The 14907-nt window shown below is 68.6% G+C and carries 15 protein-coding genes; 6 read left to right on the forward strand and 9 right to left on the reverse strand.

Features of this window, described 5'->3' with window-relative positions:
- Positions 1 to 123: 123 nt before the first annotated feature.
- The gene (locus FHR72_RS22975; RefSeq protein ID WP_183472667.1) at positions 124 to 876 is read right to left on the reverse strand and encodes a 3-hydroxyacyl-CoA dehydrogenase; all 753 of its coding nucleotides are present in this window, start codon (positions 874 to 876) and stop codon (positions 124 to 126) included.
- 79 nt (positions 877 to 955) lie between these two features.
- A complete protein-coding gene (locus FHR72_RS22980) occupies positions 956 to 2050 on the reverse strand; it encodes a CaiB/BaiF CoA transferase family protein (RefSeq protein WP_183472670.1) in 1095 nt (364 codons plus the stop codon).
- Positions 2051 to 2171: 121 nt separating this feature from the next.
- Here FHR72_RS22980 and FHR72_RS22985 point away from each other — a divergent pair, with 121 nt between their 5' ends.
- Together FHR72_RS22985 and tet(V) are read left to right on the forward strand one after the other, a co-directional pair.
- On the forward strand, positions 2172 to 3002 hold the full coding sequence (locus FHR72_RS22985; RefSeq protein WP_183472673.1) for an enoyl-CoA hydratase: 831 nt from the start codon (positions 2172 to 2174) through the stop codon (positions 3000 to 3002).
- Positions 3003 to 3100: 98 nt separating this feature from the next.
- Positions 3101 to 4405, forward strand: a complete 1305-nt coding sequence (gene tet(V) / locus FHR72_RS22990; protein WP_221194275.1) for a tetracycline efflux MFS transporter Tet(V) — start codon at positions 3101 to 3103, stop codon at positions 4403 to 4405.
- On the opposite strand, the gene FHR72_RS22995 is transcribed toward tet(V), so the two are convergent.
- Genes FHR72_RS22995 through FHR72_RS23005 form a run of 3 tightly spaced genes read right to left on the reverse strand, consistent with a single transcriptional unit; the run spans position 4402 to position 6827 of the window.
- Positions 4402 to 5082 (reverse strand): CPBP family intramembrane glutamic endopeptidase, encoded by a 681-nt coding sequence (locus FHR72_RS22995; protein ID WP_183472922.1) that lies wholly within the window; start codon positions 5080 to 5082, stop codon positions 4402 to 4404. The two genes, tet(V) and FHR72_RS22995, sit on opposite strands and share 4 nt — an antisense overlap.
- 32 nt (positions 5083 to 5114) lie before the next feature.
- Positions 5115 to 6260 (reverse strand): NAD(P)H-binding protein, encoded by a 1146-nt coding sequence (locus FHR72_RS23000; protein WP_183472676.1) that lies wholly within the window; start codon positions 6258 to 6260, stop codon positions 5115 to 5117.
- Positions 6261 to 6299: 39 nt separating this feature from the next.
- Complete coding sequence (locus FHR72_RS23005; protein WP_183472679.1) at positions 6300 to 6827, reverse strand: gamma carbonic anhydrase family protein; 528 nt, start codon at positions 6825 to 6827, stop codon at positions 6300 to 6302.
- Positions 6828 to 6904: 77 nt separating this feature from the next.
- On the opposite strand from FHR72_RS23005, the gene FHR72_RS23010 reads away from it, so the two are divergent.
- The 3 genes from FHR72_RS23010 (at position 6905) to FHR72_RS23020 (ending at position 9320) form a co-directional block, all read left to right on the forward strand.
- Complete coding sequence (locus FHR72_RS23010) at positions 6905 to 7861, forward strand: SDR family NAD(P)-dependent oxidoreductase (protein ID WP_183472681.1); 957 nt, start codon at positions 6905 to 6907, stop codon at positions 7859 to 7861.
- Entirely contained in the window at positions 7858 to 8445 is a 588-nt protein-coding gene (locus FHR72_RS23015) for a TetR/AcrR family transcriptional regulator (RefSeq protein ID WP_183472684.1), read from the forward strand. Before FHR72_RS23010 ends, FHR72_RS23015 begins: the two co-directional genes overlap by 4 nt.
- A gap of 128 nt (positions 8446 to 8573) precedes the next feature.
- Positions 8574 to 9320: a fasciclin domain-containing protein gene (locus FHR72_RS23020; RefSeq protein ID WP_183472687.1), complete on the forward strand. Its 747-nt coding sequence runs from the start codon at positions 8574 to 8576 to the stop codon at positions 9318 to 9320.
- 61 nt (positions 9321 to 9381) lie between these two features.
- Here FHR72_RS23020 and FHR72_RS23025 read toward each other — a convergent pair whose 3' ends face one another.
- The 4 genes from FHR72_RS23025 to FHR72_RS23040 form a co-directional block, all read right to left on the reverse strand.
- The gene (locus FHR72_RS23025; RefSeq protein ID WP_183472690.1) at positions 9382 to 10524 is read right to left on the reverse strand and encodes an acyl-CoA dehydrogenase family protein; all 1143 of its coding nucleotides are present in this window, start codon (positions 10522 to 10524) and stop codon (positions 9382 to 9384) included.
- Positions 10525 to 10546: 22 nt separating this feature from the next.
- Positions 10547 to 11359 (reverse strand): crotonase/enoyl-CoA hydratase family protein, encoded by an 813-nt coding sequence (locus tag FHR72_RS23030; RefSeq protein ID WP_183472693.1) that lies wholly within the window; start codon positions 11357 to 11359, stop codon positions 10547 to 10549.
- Positions 11356 to 12501: a thiolase family protein gene (locus tag FHR72_RS23035; protein WP_183472697.1), complete on the reverse strand. Its 1146-nt coding sequence runs from the start codon at positions 12499 to 12501 to the stop codon at positions 11356 to 11358. The genes FHR72_RS23030 and FHR72_RS23035 overlap by 4 nt, the downstream gene beginning before the upstream one ends.
- A 104-nt stretch (positions 12502 to 12605) precedes the next feature.
- Positions 12606 to 13922, reverse strand: coding sequence for an acetyl-CoA hydrolase/transferase family protein (locus FHR72_RS23040; RefSeq protein ID WP_183472700.1), 1317 nt, complete (start codon positions 13920 to 13922; stop codon positions 12606 to 12608).
- A 191-nt stretch (positions 13923 to 14113) separates the two neighbouring features.
- Here FHR72_RS23040 and FHR72_RS23045 point away from each other — a divergent pair, with 191 nt between their 5' ends.
- Positions 14114 to 14905: a FadR/GntR family transcriptional regulator gene (locus FHR72_RS23045; protein WP_183472703.1), complete on the forward strand. Its 792-nt coding sequence runs from the start codon at positions 14114 to 14116 to the stop codon at positions 14903 to 14905.
- The last annotated feature ends 2 nt before the right edge of the window (positions 14906 to 14907 follow it).

A 14907-nucleotide genomic window follows, 5' to 3' on the forward strand; every position in this document is an offset into this window, starting at 1 on the left:
TGTGCTTTCTCCTCTTCGCGCAGGCGCTCATCTGTGCTTTCTCCTCTTCGCGCAGGCGCTCATCTGTGCTTTCTCCTCTTCGCGCAGGCGCTCATCTGTGCTTTCTCCTCTTCGCGCAGGCGCTCATCGGGGCGCCATGCGGATCGCGCCGTCGAGGCGGATCGTCTCACCGTTGAGCATCGGGTTCTCCACGATGTGGACCGCGAGCGCACCGTACTCGTCGGGATCGCCCAGACGCGCCGGGTGCGGCACCTGCTTGCCCAGCGAGGCCTGCGCCTCCTCGGGCAGCGAGCCCAGCAGCGGCGTCTTGAACAGACCCGGAGCGATCGTGCACACACGGATGAACTCACGCGACAGGTCACGCGCGATCGGAAGGGTCATCCCGACGACGCCGCCCTTGGAGGCCGAGTACGCGGCCTGGCCGATCTGACCTTCGAACGCAGCCACCGAGGCGGTGTTGATGATGACGCCGCGCTCGCCGTTGATGGGCTCGGTCTTGGCGATCCGCTCCGCCGAGAGCCGCAACACGTTGAACGTGCCGATCAGGTTGACCTGGATGACCTTGTTGAAGCCGTCGAGCGGGAACGGGCCGTCCTTGCCCAGCGTCTTGATGGCGTTGCCGATGCCGGCGCAGTTGACGTTGATCCGCAGCGGTCCGAACTCCTCGGCGGCATCCAGCGCCGCGCTCACCTGCTCGGGATCGGTGACGTTGGCCTCGACGAACTTCGCGCGCGGTCCGAGCTCGGCCACGACATCGGCACCCTTGAGGTCGATGACGACGACCGAGGCGCCCCGGTCCAGCAGTCGCTTGGTCGTCGCGAGACCGAGGCCCGAAGCACCTCCGGTGACGACGGCGGCGGCATCTTTGATCTCCACAGGCGGTTTCCCTTCTTCGTTGTTGTGCTGAAAATGTCGTGTTCGGGGTGGGATGTGCGAGCGGTGCCGGACCGGCCCGTCAGACCCATTCCCGCAGAACGGCTTCGGTGTCTGCCCCGGGAACACCCGGCGCCTTCGGAGCCGACGGGGCGGTGCGCGAGAACCTCGGCGCCGGCGCCGGGTACTGGAAACCGTTCTCGGTGTAGAAGGTTCCGCGTTCGGTGTTGTGCGGCTCGGACTCGACCTCGGCGAACGACAGCACCGGCGTGACGCACGCGTCGGTGCCGGCGAACACGCCGGCCCAATGGTCACGGTCGTGGGCCGCGAACGCCTCGGTGAACTCGGCGCGCAGTTCCGGCCAGCGGGCCATGTCGTTCTGATCGGGCAACTCGGCGCCGTCGAGACCGATCCCCTTGAGGAGTTCGGCGTAGAACTGCGGCTCGATCGCCCCGACCGCGACGTGGCGGCCGTCGGCGCAGGTATAGGTGTCGTAGTACGGGGCCCCGGTGTCGAGCATGTTCACGCCCCGCTCGTCGCTCCACATGCCCATGCCGCGGAACGCCCACATCATCATCGACAGAACGCTGGACCCGTCGACCATCGCGGCGTCGACGACCTGGCCCTTGCCGGAGCGCTCCCGTTCCCACAGCGCCGAAAGGACGCCCACGAGAAGGAACATCGAGCCGCCGCCGAAGTCACCGACGAGGTTGAGCGGCGGCACCGGGCGCTCACCGGCACGGCCGATGGCGTGCAGGGCGCCGTTGAGCGAGATGTAGTTGATGTCGTGGCCGGCCTGCTGCGAGCGCGGACCCTCCTGCCCCCAGCCTGTCATCCGGGCGTAGATCAGCTTCTCGTTGACCTTCGCGCAGTCCTCGGGGCCCAACCCCAGGCGTTCGGTGACCCCGGGCCGGAAGCCCTCGATCAACACGTCGGCCTTGGCGATCAACTGCAGGACCATGTCGCGGTCCTCATCGCTCTTGAGGTTGGCCGCAACCGACCGGCGGTTGCGCAGCAGGTAGTCGCCACCGGGCTTGGTCGCAGGCCCCGGCCCCTTGCCGGGCCGCTCGATGCGCACCACGTCGGCGCCGAGATCGCCCAGAATCATCGCCGCGTGGGGGCCGGGCCCGATACCGGCCAGCTCCACAACTCGTAGTCCCTGCAGTGGTCCAGCCATGCCTAGCCGCCCTTCGTCAGTTTCGCTCGGTTGACCGCGACATAGCTTACTTGTATAACCAAGTCGACCGGCCGCGGGGCATCGAGGTCCCCGGTGGTCCCACCAACCGAAGGGTGCGCACATGACCGTCGAGTCCGGCGCGGACGTCGAGACCAGCGAGTATCAGGGCATCACCGATCTGGAGGTCGGCCTCGATGGCGGCGTGCTGAGCGTGACGCTGAACCGCCCGGACAGCCTGAATTCCCTGACGGCGCCGATGTTGCGCACCTTCGCCGAGGCACTCGAACGTGCCGCCACCGACTCCCGGGTCCGCGTGGTGCGTATCAGCGGTGCGGGTCGCGGGTTCTCTTCCGGCGCCGGCATCAGCGAGGAGGACCACGCCAACCCCGGGGCGGCCGGCACCCCCGCCGATGTGCTCGACGCCGCCAACCGCTGCATCCGCGCGATCGTGAACCTGCCGCAGCCGGCCGTCGCCGTGGTCCAGGGCGCCGCCGCCGGTGTCGGCGCGTCGTTGGCTCTGGCGTGCGATGTCGTACTCGCCTCGGAGAAGGCGTTTTTCATGCTCGCCTTCACGAAGATCGGCCTGATGCCCGACGGCGGTGCGTCGGCACTGATCGCCGCAGCGGTGGGACGCATCCGCGCGATGCGGATGGCACTGCTGGCCGAGCGCATCTCGGCCGGCGAGGCGTACGGCTGGGGCCTGGTCAGCGCCGTGTACCCCGTCGAGGAGTTCGACGCCGAGGTCGACAAGGTTCTCGCGACGCTGGTGTCGGGTCCCGCCGTGGCGCTGCGCAAGACCAAGGACGCGATCAACGCCGCGACGCTCACCGAACTCGAGAGTGCCCTCGAGCTGGAGAAGGTCGGCCAGCTCTCGCTGCTCGACTCGCACGACTTCCGTGAGGGGACCAAAGCTTTCCAGCAGCGCCGGACAGCCACCTTCACCGACACCTGACGAACGTGGGCCCTGTGCACGCGATCTCGTGATGTCGCGTGCACAGCACCCATGGTCGACGGGCTCCGAGGCCTGAAAATCATTCGACCGCGCGGGGGATGGTCGGCGACCATCGAGCGGTGAGCACGCAGATCGACACCGAGCAGCCGGTGGCACCCGGCCGCTGGCGCGTGCTCGCCCCGTTCCGGTTCCTTGAGTACCGCCTGCTGATCGCCGCGGTCTCACTGTCGATCTTCGCCGAGGGCATGTGGGCCGTGGTGATGGCGCTGCAGGTCATCGAGCTGTCCGACGACCCGACGTCCCTGTCCCTGGTCGCGACGTGCCTCGCCGCAGGCCTGGTCGCGTTCGTCCTGGTGGGCGGCCTGGCGGCCGACAGGCTCAGCCAGCGGGCCATCATCATCGTCGTCGAAGCGGTGAACACCGTCGTGGTGACCGCGGTCGCGGTCCTGGGAATGCTTGGCGCGCTGGCCATCTGGCACATGGCGGTGGCAGCCGCCGCACTCGGCATCGCCGCGGCCTTCTTCTTCCCCGCCTACAGCGCGATCCTGCCCCGCATCCTGCCCGCCGACCAGCTGCTCGCGGCCAACGGCGTCGAGGGGATGGTGCGTCCGGTCTTCCAGCGGGCCGTGGGCCCGGCCGTCGCCGGGCTGCTCATCGGCGCGACGTTCCCGGCAGCGGGCGCGGTCGTCGTCGCCGCGCTGTTCGGCACCGGCCTGATCCTGCTGATCGCCAACAAGCCCACCTCGGCGAAACCTCCCGTCGCAGAGCAGGAATCGACGCCGCACCTGCTGCGGGACCTCCGTGACGGGTTCGGCTTCGTGCTGCACACCCCGTGGCTGTTGTGGACACTGCTGTTCGCGAGCCTGTTCGTGCTGGTCGTCCTCGGGCCCATCGAGGTGCTGCTCCCGTTCGTCGTCTCCGACCGGTTCACCGACGGCGCCCAGACGTACGGCTTCGTGCTGGCGTTCTTCGGCGCGGGCAGTGCACTCGGCGCGCTGGCCGTGTCGTCGCGGCAGCTGCCGCGCCGGTACCTGACGGTGATGATGACCATGTGGAGCGTGGGTTCCCTACCGCTGGCGATCGTCGGTATGACGTCGTCGTTTCCGCTGATGGCGTTCGCTACCTTCATCATCGGGGTCACCGACGGTGCCGGCATGGTCATCTGGGGCACGCTGTTGCAGCGCCGCGTCCCGCCGCAGATGCTCGGCAGGGTGTCGAGCCTGGACTTCTTCGTCTCCCTGGCGTTCATGCCGGTGTCGTTCGCGATCGTGGGTCCACTGTCGAAAGTCGTGTCGATGGAGGCGATCTTCCTCGCCGCCGGCGTGCTACCCGTACTGCTGGCCGCGATCGCCGTGACGGCGGCCGGCATGCGCCGCGACGAGCTGGCGCACCCGCTGCGTTAGACCCCGAAGATCGGCGGCAGCGCCAGCACCAGCACCAGGCCCCAGAAGAAGTGCACGAGCATCGGCGCCAGCACACCCCCGGTCGCCCGGCGCAGCAGGGCGCAGACGGTGCCGAGGATGATCGCCGCGAAGCCGAGCATCGGGTTGCCCGTGGTGGCAGCCGTGGCGATGACGTACAGCACCGTCGACACGATGATCGGGTGGTGATTGCGCAGGGCGGTGTACACGGCGCCGCGGAAGAACATCTCTTCGGCGAGGCCGTTGATGACCGTGATGAATGCGATCAGGTAGATCGGACCGTTGTTCGAATACTCCAGAACCTGGCGCACATAGTCGTTCACACCGGGGATCTCGCGCACGATCAGACCGCCGACGACGAATACCGCGCCGAGACCGAGACCGATTGCGGTGCCGGTGATCACGGGCCGCTGGTTACGTCCGCGGAAGCAGACGTACCCCATGTGCAGCGGGCCGGAGATGAACGCCCCGGCCGCCCACACCCCCGCCAGCGCCAGGGTCAGCCAGATGAAGGTCGAGTCGCCGGGGGGCCGGCTGAGCGAGTAGCCCAGCAGCGCGGCGCCGATCAGCAGGACGATGGACACGACGAACTTGCGCCGGGTGACCACCCCGGGAGGCTCGTTGTAGGGCGGGGCCTTCGTGCGTGCGATCCGCACCATCTCGCCGGTCCAACTGGTGGGGGTGGAGGTATTCACGCGGGAATCACCTTGGGTAGCAGTCCGAGGACGTGGTCGAGTCCGTCGCGCACCGCTGCGGCGACGGGCCGGGGAACGAAGCCGAGCAGCCCCAGGACGGGACGCACGACGGGCGGGGTGACGGCGCTGGCGAGCTGACGAAGCCGCAGCGTGTCGCCGCCGGCCCAGTCGGGATCGGTGTCGGCGAGGTGGTGCAGGTCGCCGAGTTCGTTGACCGGGCGTCGCGGCGGACTCGTCACCGCCCGCCGGATCGCGTCCTCGATACCCACGGGGCCGTCGGGCGGGTCGGCCACCAGGTCACCGAGGTCGTTCGAGGTGGCGATCATCGGATAGTCAAGCGACTCAACGAGATCGGCGGCCAGGCCACCCGGCACGGGCAGCACCAGGCCGGTCACCTTCGACACCAGGCTGGTGTCGATGCCGTACACGGCCAGCGGTGTACGCCAAATTCCGGCGATGCGCGCATAGCTGCGCAGCAGATCGCCGTAGGTGGTGGTCTCGGGACCCCTGATGTCGTAGGCGCCGGCGGGCACCCTCGGATCTGCCGCCGCCACAAGGTAATGCACGACGTCGGTGATCGCGATCGGGTCGATCGGATTGGCCGACCATTCCGGCATCGGCAGCACGAGGAACCGGTCGGCGACGTAGCGCAGCATCTCGAACGACGTCGATCCGGCGCCGATCACGATGGCCGCACCGAGCCACACCACGTCGGGGCCGCCGTCGATGGTCAAGGCCGCAGCCACCTCCGCGCGGCTGGTGAGGTGCTCGGAGAGCGAGTCGTTGTCGGGCACGAACCCGCCGAGGTACACGATGCGCCGCACGCCGGCCGCCTTGGCCGCGGTCGCGACGTTCGCCGCGGCACGGTTGTCGGCCTCGCGGAAGCCCGGCTGTCCGATGCCGTGAACGAGGTAGTACACGACGTCGATCGGGCCGGCTTCGGTGAACGCCAGCTGCGTGGAGTTCTCGTCGTGGGCGTCGAGGGCCACCGTCGACACGTCGTGGTACCAGCCGAAGTCGGCGAGTCGGCCGGGGTTGCGGCTCGCGGCGACGACCTGGTGGCCGCCGTCGAGCAGTGCTGCGACGAGGCGGGAACCGATGTAGCCGGTCGCGCCGGTGACCAATGTGCGGACGGGTTTCACCGTACGGCTGTACCCCGCCGTGCCGATTCAGAATCCGGGTCAGGAGTTGGCTGCATCACGATGCAGTTTGACCAGCTCCTGGTACAGCTGTGCGTTGGTGCGGATGCCGGCGATCTCTTCGTCGCCGAGCTGGCGGCGCACCTTGCCCGGCACGCCGGCGACCATCGACCCGGGCGGGATCACCGCGTTCTGCGGCACCACCGCGCCCGCCGCGATCAGCGAGCCCGCGCCGACCACCGCGCCGTTGAGCACCACCGCACCCATGCCGACCAGGGAGTCGTCCTCGATCGTGCAGCCGTGCAGGACCGCGTTGTGCCCGACGCTGACACCCGCGCCGATGCGGGCCGGGAAGCCGGGGTCGACGTGGATCGTCACCCCGTCCTGGATGTTGGTGCCCGCACCGATCTCGATCGGCTCCACCTCGGCGCGCAGGATCGCGCCGTACCACGCACTCGCCCCGGCGGCGAGCACGACCTGTCCGATCACGGTGGCGTTGGGCGCCACCCAGCTGTCGGGATGCAGTTGGGGGGAACGTCCGGCGATGGACAGGATCAGTGGCTCGGCCATGGGCGTCATCGTAGGACGGCCCGGCCCGCGCGGGGCCGGGTGAGGGAACAGGCGGCCGCCCGTGCGATCCTCACCTCGTGACAACGACGTCAAACCCCACCGCGCTCGACATCGTCGACGGTGTCGACCTGAGCGGCAAGACCTGCGTCATCACGGGGGCCTCGTCGGGGCTGGGCCGTGAGTCGGCCCGGGCGCTGGCCCGAACCGGCGCGCACGTGATCCTCGCTGCGCGCAACACCGAGGCGCTCGCCGAGACCGAGGCCTGGGTGCGCGGCGAGGTCCGCGACGCGCGGCTGTCGCTGGTTCACCTCGACCTCACCTCGCTGGCCAGCGTGGCTGCCGCCGCATCGGAGATCAGCGAGCTCACCCCCGCCGTCCACGTGCTGATGAACAACGCCGGCGTCATGTTCACCCCGCTGGGCCGCACCACCGAGGGTTTCGAAACCCAGTTCGGCACAAATCATCTCGGTCATTTCGAGCTGACCAGGCTGCTCTTCCCGGCGTTGGTGGCCGCGGACGGCGCGCGCGTGGTGGTGCTGTCGTCGGCGGGTCACCGGATGGGTGACGTCGACTTCGACGACCCCAACTGGGAACGCCGCGACTACGACAAGTTCGAGGCCTATGGCGCCTCCAAGACCGCCAACGTCCTGCACGCCGTCGAGCTGGACCGGCGCCTGCGCGACGCCGGGGTGCGCGCGTTCGCGGTCCACCCGGGAATCGTCGCGACAGCGCTGGCACGGCACATGACCCGCGACGACTTCGACCAGCTCAGCTCTGCCGGCGCCTCGGCCGATCCGACGAAGCCGTCGACGGATGTGCGGATGACCTTCACCTCGCCCGACTACGGCGCCGCCACGCAGGTGTGGGCCGCGGTCAGCAGCGACCTCGACGGGCAGGGCGGGGTGTATCTCGCGGACTGCCGGATCCGGACCGCGGCACCGTACGCGGTCGACGAGGCCAGGGCGCTGGAGCTGTGGGCGCTCTCCGAACAGCTCTGCACATCGGGCGCATCGCGCCTAGGCTCGACTGCGTGACCTCGTCTGCGAAGGTGATCTACCTTCGCTCTTACGGTGACCGCGATCGCGACGACCATGACGTGGTGCGCCTCGTGCTCGACGCCACCGTCGACCTGTTGCGCACCGTGCCCTTCGACGAGCTGACCACGCGACGGATCGCCGATCGGGCCGGCGTGGCACACAAGGATCTGTGTGTGTTCTTCCGGTCCAGGGACGCGATCGTCGCCGAGGTCTATCTGGGGTTGCTGCGGGAGGCGCCTCTGTCGGTCGACGTCGACGAACCCTCCCCCGTACGGGTGGCGGCGCTGTTCCGTCAACTGGTCATGCTGCTGGCCGATCAGCCGGCCCTGGCCTCGGCATGCTCGAGCGCGATGATCTCCCAGGAGCCGTCGGTGCAGGCGGTCCGCCGCCGCATCCATGCCGAACTGCACCGCCGGGTGCACACCGTGCTGCGCTCGGGCGCGTGGCCGGAGGTCGCCGAGACGCTGCAGTTCGGACTGGTGGGCGCGATGGTCCAGGCGAGTTCGGGGTCGACGACGTTCCAGGACGCGGCCGACGATCTGGCCCGCGTGGTCGCGACTTTGTTGCCCGACGGTTCCTGACCGCATCACCGCAGTTCAGGACGGTGTCCACGCTGCGGGCGAGGCTCCGGATGGGCGTTCTCGACTTGGCCGTTACCAATTCGTGCACATAGCATGCCTTGCGACTTGACATATGTAAGGAGTCCACCGTGAAGACCCGCACCAGCAAGGCCCTCGGCGTCGCCCTCAGTGCCGCCGCGCTCGCCCTGTCTGTTCCGCTGGCCGTCAACGCCTACGCCGAGCCGACCACCACGGTCAGCGAGATCCCCGACCCGCAGGGACCCGAGTGCGGGGCCTTCAAGGAGGCCCTGCCGAACTGGAAGGGCCTGGCGAACATGCCTGTCAGCACCGTGCTGGCGAGCGTCCCGAACATCACGACGTTCAACTCCGCGATCTCCGGGCAGCTGAACCCGGCGGTCAACATCACCAGCGTCCTGGACAACGGCCCGTACGTGGTGTTCGCGCCGACCAACGAGGCCTTCGCCGCGCTGCCGCCCGAGCAGCAGGAGATGCTGCGCACCGATCCGGCCGCGCTGACCACGCTGGTGTACTACCACGCGTTCCTCGGCCTTCTGGGCCCCGACGACGTCAAGGGCCAGCGGCCGACGCAGGAGGGCACCGAGATCGAGGTGACCGGATCCGGCGGCGACATCCAGGTCAACGAGACCGCCGAGGTCGTATGCGGTGGCATCCAGGCGCAGAACGCGCGGATCTACATCGTCGACGCGGTGCTCAACCCGGCCGACGCGCCTGCTCCGATCTCGCCGACGGGAACCAGCACCAGCGAGACGAGCACCACCACGACCACGTCGACTCCGGCGCCGACGCTGCCCGCCGAGGCCCCGACGACGACCGCCGCGCCGCTCACCCCGGCGGCCGAAGCCCCGATCGGCTGATTCTCCCTGCGATTTCGGTGTAGTTGGTCAACGCTGCGTTGACCAACTACACCGAATTCGCTTACAGGCCGAGATCGCGGCCGATGATCTCCTTCATGATCTCGGTGGTGCCACCGAAGATCGTCTGGATGCGCCCGTCCACGTAGTCACGGGCCACCCGGTATTCGAGCATGTAGCCGTAGCCGCCGTGTAACTGCACGCACTGGTCGACGACCTTCTTGGCGACCTCGGTCGCCCACCACTTCGCCTTGGCCGCCTCGACGGCGGTCAGCTCACCGTCGACGACACCCTGCAGGCACCGATCGATGTACTGCTCGGTGACCTCGAGCTCGGTGTCCATCTCGGCCAGCAGGAACCGGTTGTGCTGGAAGCTGCCGATCGGCTGGCCGAACGCCTTGCGGTCCTTCGCGTATTGCAGTGTCTGCCGCCAGGTTTCGCGCGCCCCGGCGATCGCGGAGATGGCGATCGAGAGCCGCTCGGAGGGCAGGTTGGTCATCAGATGGTAGAAGCCGCGACCTTCCTTGCCGAGCAGGTTGGCGCTCGGGACCCGGACGTTCTCGAAGTGCAGCTCCGAGGTGTCCTGCGCGTGCAGGCCCATCTTGTCCAGTTTGCGGCCCCGGGTGAAGCCTGGCATGTCGCGCTCGACGACGAGCAGCGAGAAACCCTTGTGGCCGGCCTCGGGATCGGTCCGGGCGACGACGACGACCAGGTCGCTGTTGATGCCCGACGAGATGAAGGTCTTGGATCCGTTGACGATCCAGTCGTCACCGTCGCGCACCGCGGAGGTGCGGATGCCCGCCAGGTCGCTGCCTGCACCCGGTTCGGTCATCGCGATCGCGATGACGAGCTCGCCGCTGGTGATGCCGGGCAGCCAGCGCTGCTTCTGCTCGTCGTTGGCGAGTTCCTTGAAGTACGGGCCGACGACGTCGTTGTGCAGGCTCAGCGCCGGTGCGGGCACGCCCGCCTTGGCGATCTCCTCGTCGATGATCGCGTTGAAGCGGAAGTCGTCGGTCCCGCCGCCGCCGAACTCCTCGGGCATGTTGAACCCGATCAGGCCGTGCTTGCCCGCGGCCACGTAGGCCGACCGGTCGACCAGGCGGTCGGCTTCCCACTTCTCGGCGTTCGGAACGAGCTCGCTCTCGATGTATCCGCGCACGGTGTCGCGGAATGCCTCGTGCTCTTCGTCGTAGATGGTGCGCTTCACAGGTATCCCTACTTTGCTTGTCTTACTTGGCTTTCCAGACCGGCTCGCGCTTCTGGGCGAACGCCAGCGGTCCCTCTTTGGCATCCTCGGACGTGAAGACGACGGCGACTTCGCGCCTCGTGCGTTTCCACCCGGGCTCGTCGTCGGCGACGACGCCCTCGTCGGCACCGACCGCGACCCGCTTGCTGGCCTGCACGGCCAGCGGAGCGTTGACGGTGATCCGCTCGGCCAGCTTCAGAGCGGCCTCCAGCACCGCGCCTTCCTCGCCGTCCGGCACGACCTCGTTGATCAGGCCCCACTTCAGCGCCTCGGCCGAAGTGATCGGCTCACCGGTGAACATCATCTCCAGCGCGACCTTGCGAGGGATCTGATCGACGAGCCGGAAGACCCCGCCGGCCGCGGCGATCAGGCCCCGCTTCACCTCGGGCAGACCGAATTTCGCGCTCTCCCCGGCCACGACGAGGTCGCTGGCGAGCGCGAGCTCGGTGCCACCGCCCAGCGCGGTGCCGTTGACCGCCGCGATGGTGGGCTTGTCGATGAAATGGCGGACGTAGCCGGCGAATCCCCACTTCGGGTGATCGGGATGTCCGATGTCCTCCCCGCGCGACAGCGCCTTGAGATCGGCTCCGGCGCAGAAGGATTTGTCGCCGGACCCGGTCACCACGACCACCCAGACGTCGGGGTCCTGCTGCGCCTCTTCCAGTGCGTCGCCCAGCGCGATCGACACCGACGAGTTGATGGCGTTGCGGGCCTCGGGCCGGTTGAGCGTGATGACCATGACGTTGCCCCGGCGCTCGACGAGAGCGCCGGCGGGCGCAGCGTGGGTTTCGGTCACAGCAGTTCCAGGATGGTGGCGTTGGCCTGGCCGCCGCCCTCGCACATGGTCTGCAGGCCGTACTGAATCCCGTTGTCGCGCATGTGGTACAGCAGCGTGGTCATGATGCGGGCACCGGAGCCGCCCAGCGGGTGGCCCAGCGCGATCGCGCCGCCGTTGGGGTTGAGCCGCTTCTCGTCGGCGCCGATGTCCTTCAGCCACGCCATCGGCACGGGCGCGAACGCCTCGTTGACCTCGAACGCGCCGATCTGGTCGATGCTGAGGCCGGAACGCTTGAGCGCCTTCTGCGTCGCCGGGATCGGAGCGGTCAGCATGATGACCGGGTCAGCGCCGGCCAGCACCGCGGTGTGCACCTTGGCCAGGGGCTTGAGGCCGAGTTCCTTGGCCTTCTCGGCGGACATGAACAGCAGCGCCGCGGATCCGTCGGAGATCTGAGAGCTGTTGCCCGCGTGGATCACACCGTCCTCACGGAAGGCCGGCTTGAGCTGACCCATCTTCTCCAGGGTGGTGCCGCGGCGGATGCCCTCGTCCTTGAGCACGGGGTTGCCGTCCTGATCCTTGATCGCCACGATCTGGTCGTCGAACGCGCCGGCATCCTGTGCCGCGGCGGCCTTCTCGTGCGAGTCGAGCGAGAATTGGTCGAGCTGGGTGCGCGAGAGGCCCCACTGCTCGGCGATCATCTCCGCGCCGATGCCCTGGTTCGGGGTCTGGTTGTAGCGCTCCTTGAAGCGGCCCGGGTACGGGTTGCCGCCACCGGCCAGCGACGAACCCATCGGGGTCCGCGACATCGACTCCACGCCACCGGCGACCACCACGTCGTAGTGGCCTGCGACCACACCGGCCGCCGCGAAGTGCACCGACTGCTGGCTCGACCCGCACTGCCGGTCGATGGTCACGCCGGGCACCGACTCGGGCCATCCGGCCGTCAGCAGGGCGGTGCGGCCGATGTCGAGTGCCTGCTCGCCGGCCTGCATGACGCAGCCCCAGATGACGTCCTCGACGAGACCGGGGTCGACGCCGGCACGCTCGACCAGACCGTTGAGCACCTGGGCGGACAGTTCCGCGGGGTGGACACCGGACAGACCGCCGTTGCGCTTGCCGACCGGCGACCGGACAGCCTCGACGATGACGGCTTCAGCCATGGGGATACTCCTTCATAGAACGGGTCTTCCCTCGAACGTAAACGAACAAGGTTTACTAGGTCAACCTACTGGTTGGTAGGCCCGTTTCCTCGCGCGGGGCCAGCTCACACGACGGGCGAGCGACCCTTCGCGGCGCGGTCTGCGGCGGCCCGCAGTTCGTCGCGGAACTGCGGGTGGGCGATCTCGGCGAGCGCATGTCCGCGTTCGCGCACCGTCCTGCCTTCCAGTTCCGCCGTGCCGTACTCGGTCACGATCACGTCGACGTGGTGGCGCGGCGTCGTGATGACCGCGCCGGGGCCGAACCAGGGCACGATGCGCGACTGCAGCGCGCCGTCCTTCTCATATGTCGAGGGCAGGCAGATCAGCGAGCGGTCCGAGAGCTCGAGACCGGCGCCTGCCACGAAGTCCTCGGCGCCTCCGATGCCGCTGAACTGGGTGCCGTTGATGGTGTCGGCGACGACCTGTCCCTGGATGTCGACCGCGAGGGCACCGTTGATGGAGACCATGTTCTTGTTGGCGGCGATCACCTCAGGCGAGTTGACGACCTCGACGGGCAGAAAGGCGACATCGGCGTTGCCGTCGAGCCACGCATACAGATCCGTGGTGCCGAAGGCGAACGTCGTCACGCTCACCCCTTCGTAGAGGCCTTTGGCGACATTGGTGACCTTGCCGGCGCGGTGCAGTTGCATGCAGCCGTCGGTGAACATTTCGCTGTGCAGCCCGTAGTCTCCGCCGTCCCCTTCGGCGAGCAGGGTGGCGATCTGGCTCGGGATGGAGCCGATGCCCGTCTGCAGCGTCGCACCGGAACGGATGAACGACACCGCGTGTCGGGCGATCTCCTTGTCTGCGTCGGTCGGCGGAGGGCCGGGGAGGGCGAGCGGCGCTTCCGTGGAGGGCACCAGCACGTCGATCTCGTCGACGTGCAGCGCGTGCCGGTACTGGTCTCCGAGACCGAAAGTCCTTGGATAGGAATCGGATATCTCGACGATGAGCAGCCGCTGCGGGTCGGCGCCCGCGCGACGCAGCTCGTCGACCGTGCCGCCTGCGTGCAGGGACAGCGAGCACCACCCCTCCGCATCCGGCGGGGTCGCGACCGTGCACATGACCCGGGGCGACTGGCGCTGGAGCAACGGGCCGAAGCGGCGGAAATCTGCCGGCGTGAATTCGATGTCGGCGCCTGCGCCGCCGAGTGCGCGCTCCAGCGGGCCGAAGAACCCCGACAGGTAATGGACGTTCGCCCGGGAGAACAGCTCGGTGCCGACCGCCAGAAGTGCGCCGTAGACCCGCAGATCGGTCCAGTCGGTGCGTTGCCCCAACGCCTTCAGGAACGCCGGCGGCTGCCCCGGCCCCAGGGGAATCCCGAGTGTGTCGGCAGGATTTAGACGCGCAGCGGCCTCGTCGGCGGTCAGCTCGGTCGACATGGCCGTCACCCTGCCATGCCGACCGCGACCGTCCCCGCGGATTCGCCGAGCCGGCCGGGCGATGGCCCCGTACCCGCTGCGGCGTGTCCTGGCAGAATCACTGTCCTGCTGCGCGGGGCCGCCAGACCGTTCGGATGCTCGGCACATGGTTTACTGAGTTGCACAGCTGAGTCGACCGTGGAGGAGGTGACGTGGCTCGCAGCACTCCCCTGGCCCCGATGATCGGGCCGGACGCCGTCGCGTCCCGTGCCGCCGTCCGCTCCCCCAAGACCGCGGAACTGGTCGCCGGGACGCTGCGCCGGATGGTCGTCGAAGGACAACTCGAAGACGGCGACTTCCTGCCCAACGAAGCCGAGCTCATGGCCCACTTCGGGGTCAGCAGGCCCACGCTGCGCGAAGCCGTGCGTGTCCTGGAGTCCGAGCGTCTCGTGGAGGTGCGCAGGGGATCGCGCACCGGCGCCCGCGTCCGGGTTCCCGGCCCCGAGGTCGTCGCCCGGCCGGCAGGGCTGCTGCTCGAACTGTCCGGCGCCACGATCGCGGACCTGCTGACGGCGAAGTCCGGCATCGAACCGATGGCGGCGCGCCTTCTTGCCGAATCCGGTTCCGACGCAGCGTTCGACGAGCTCGAAACGATGCTCGAAGAGCTCGTCGCCGACGGATACCAGTCGGTCCGCCTCGCTGAGGCGACCGGAGCGTTCCATCTACGCGTCGTGCAACTGTCGGGCAACGCGACCCTCGCGATCGTCGCGGGCATGCTGCACGAGATCACGGTCAGGCACACGGCTTTCGTGTTCAACGAACGGCGTCCGGTCTCGAAGGCCGACTACGAGAAGCTGATGCGCTCCTATCGCAAGCTGATGCAGTATCTGCGCGCCGGGGATGCCGCCGGCGCAGAGGCGCACTGGCGCAAGCATCTCGACACCTCGCGCGAGCTGTTGCTGACGGGTCTGGAAAGCGTCCCCGTCCGCGACGTGATGGGCTGACC

The organism is Mycolicibacterium iranicum (assembly GCF_014190915.1).
In the GTDB taxonomy this organism is placed as follows: Bacteria; Actinomycetota; Actinomycetes; order Mycobacteriales; family Mycobacteriaceae; genus Mycobacterium; species Mycobacterium iranicum_B.

Coding starts and splice junctions, on each gene's coding strand:
- FHR72_RS22980 (WP_183472670.1), bottom strand. CDS start 2,050: ATGGCTGGACCACTGCAGGGACTACGAGTTGTGGAGCTGGCCGGTATC.
- FHR72_RS22985 (WP_183472673.1), top strand. CDS start 2,172: ATGACCGTCGAGTCCGGCGCGGACGTCGAGACCAGCGAGTATCAGGGC.
- FHR72_RS22995 (WP_183472922.1), bottom strand. CDS start 5,082: ATGGTGCGGATCGCACGCACGAAGGCCCCGCCCTACAACGAGCCTCCC.
- FHR72_RS23005 (WP_183472679.1), bottom strand. CDS start 6,827: ATGGCCGAGCCACTGATCCTGTCCATCGCCGGACGTTCCCCCCAACTG.
- FHR72_RS23035 (WP_183472697.1), bottom strand. CDS start 12,501: ATGGCTGAAGCCGTCATCGTCGAGGCTGTCCGGTCGCCGGTCGGCAAG.
- FHR72_RS23040 (WP_183472700.1), bottom strand. CDS start 13,922: ATGTCGACCGAGCTGACCGCCGACGAGGCCGCTGCGCGTCTAAATCCT.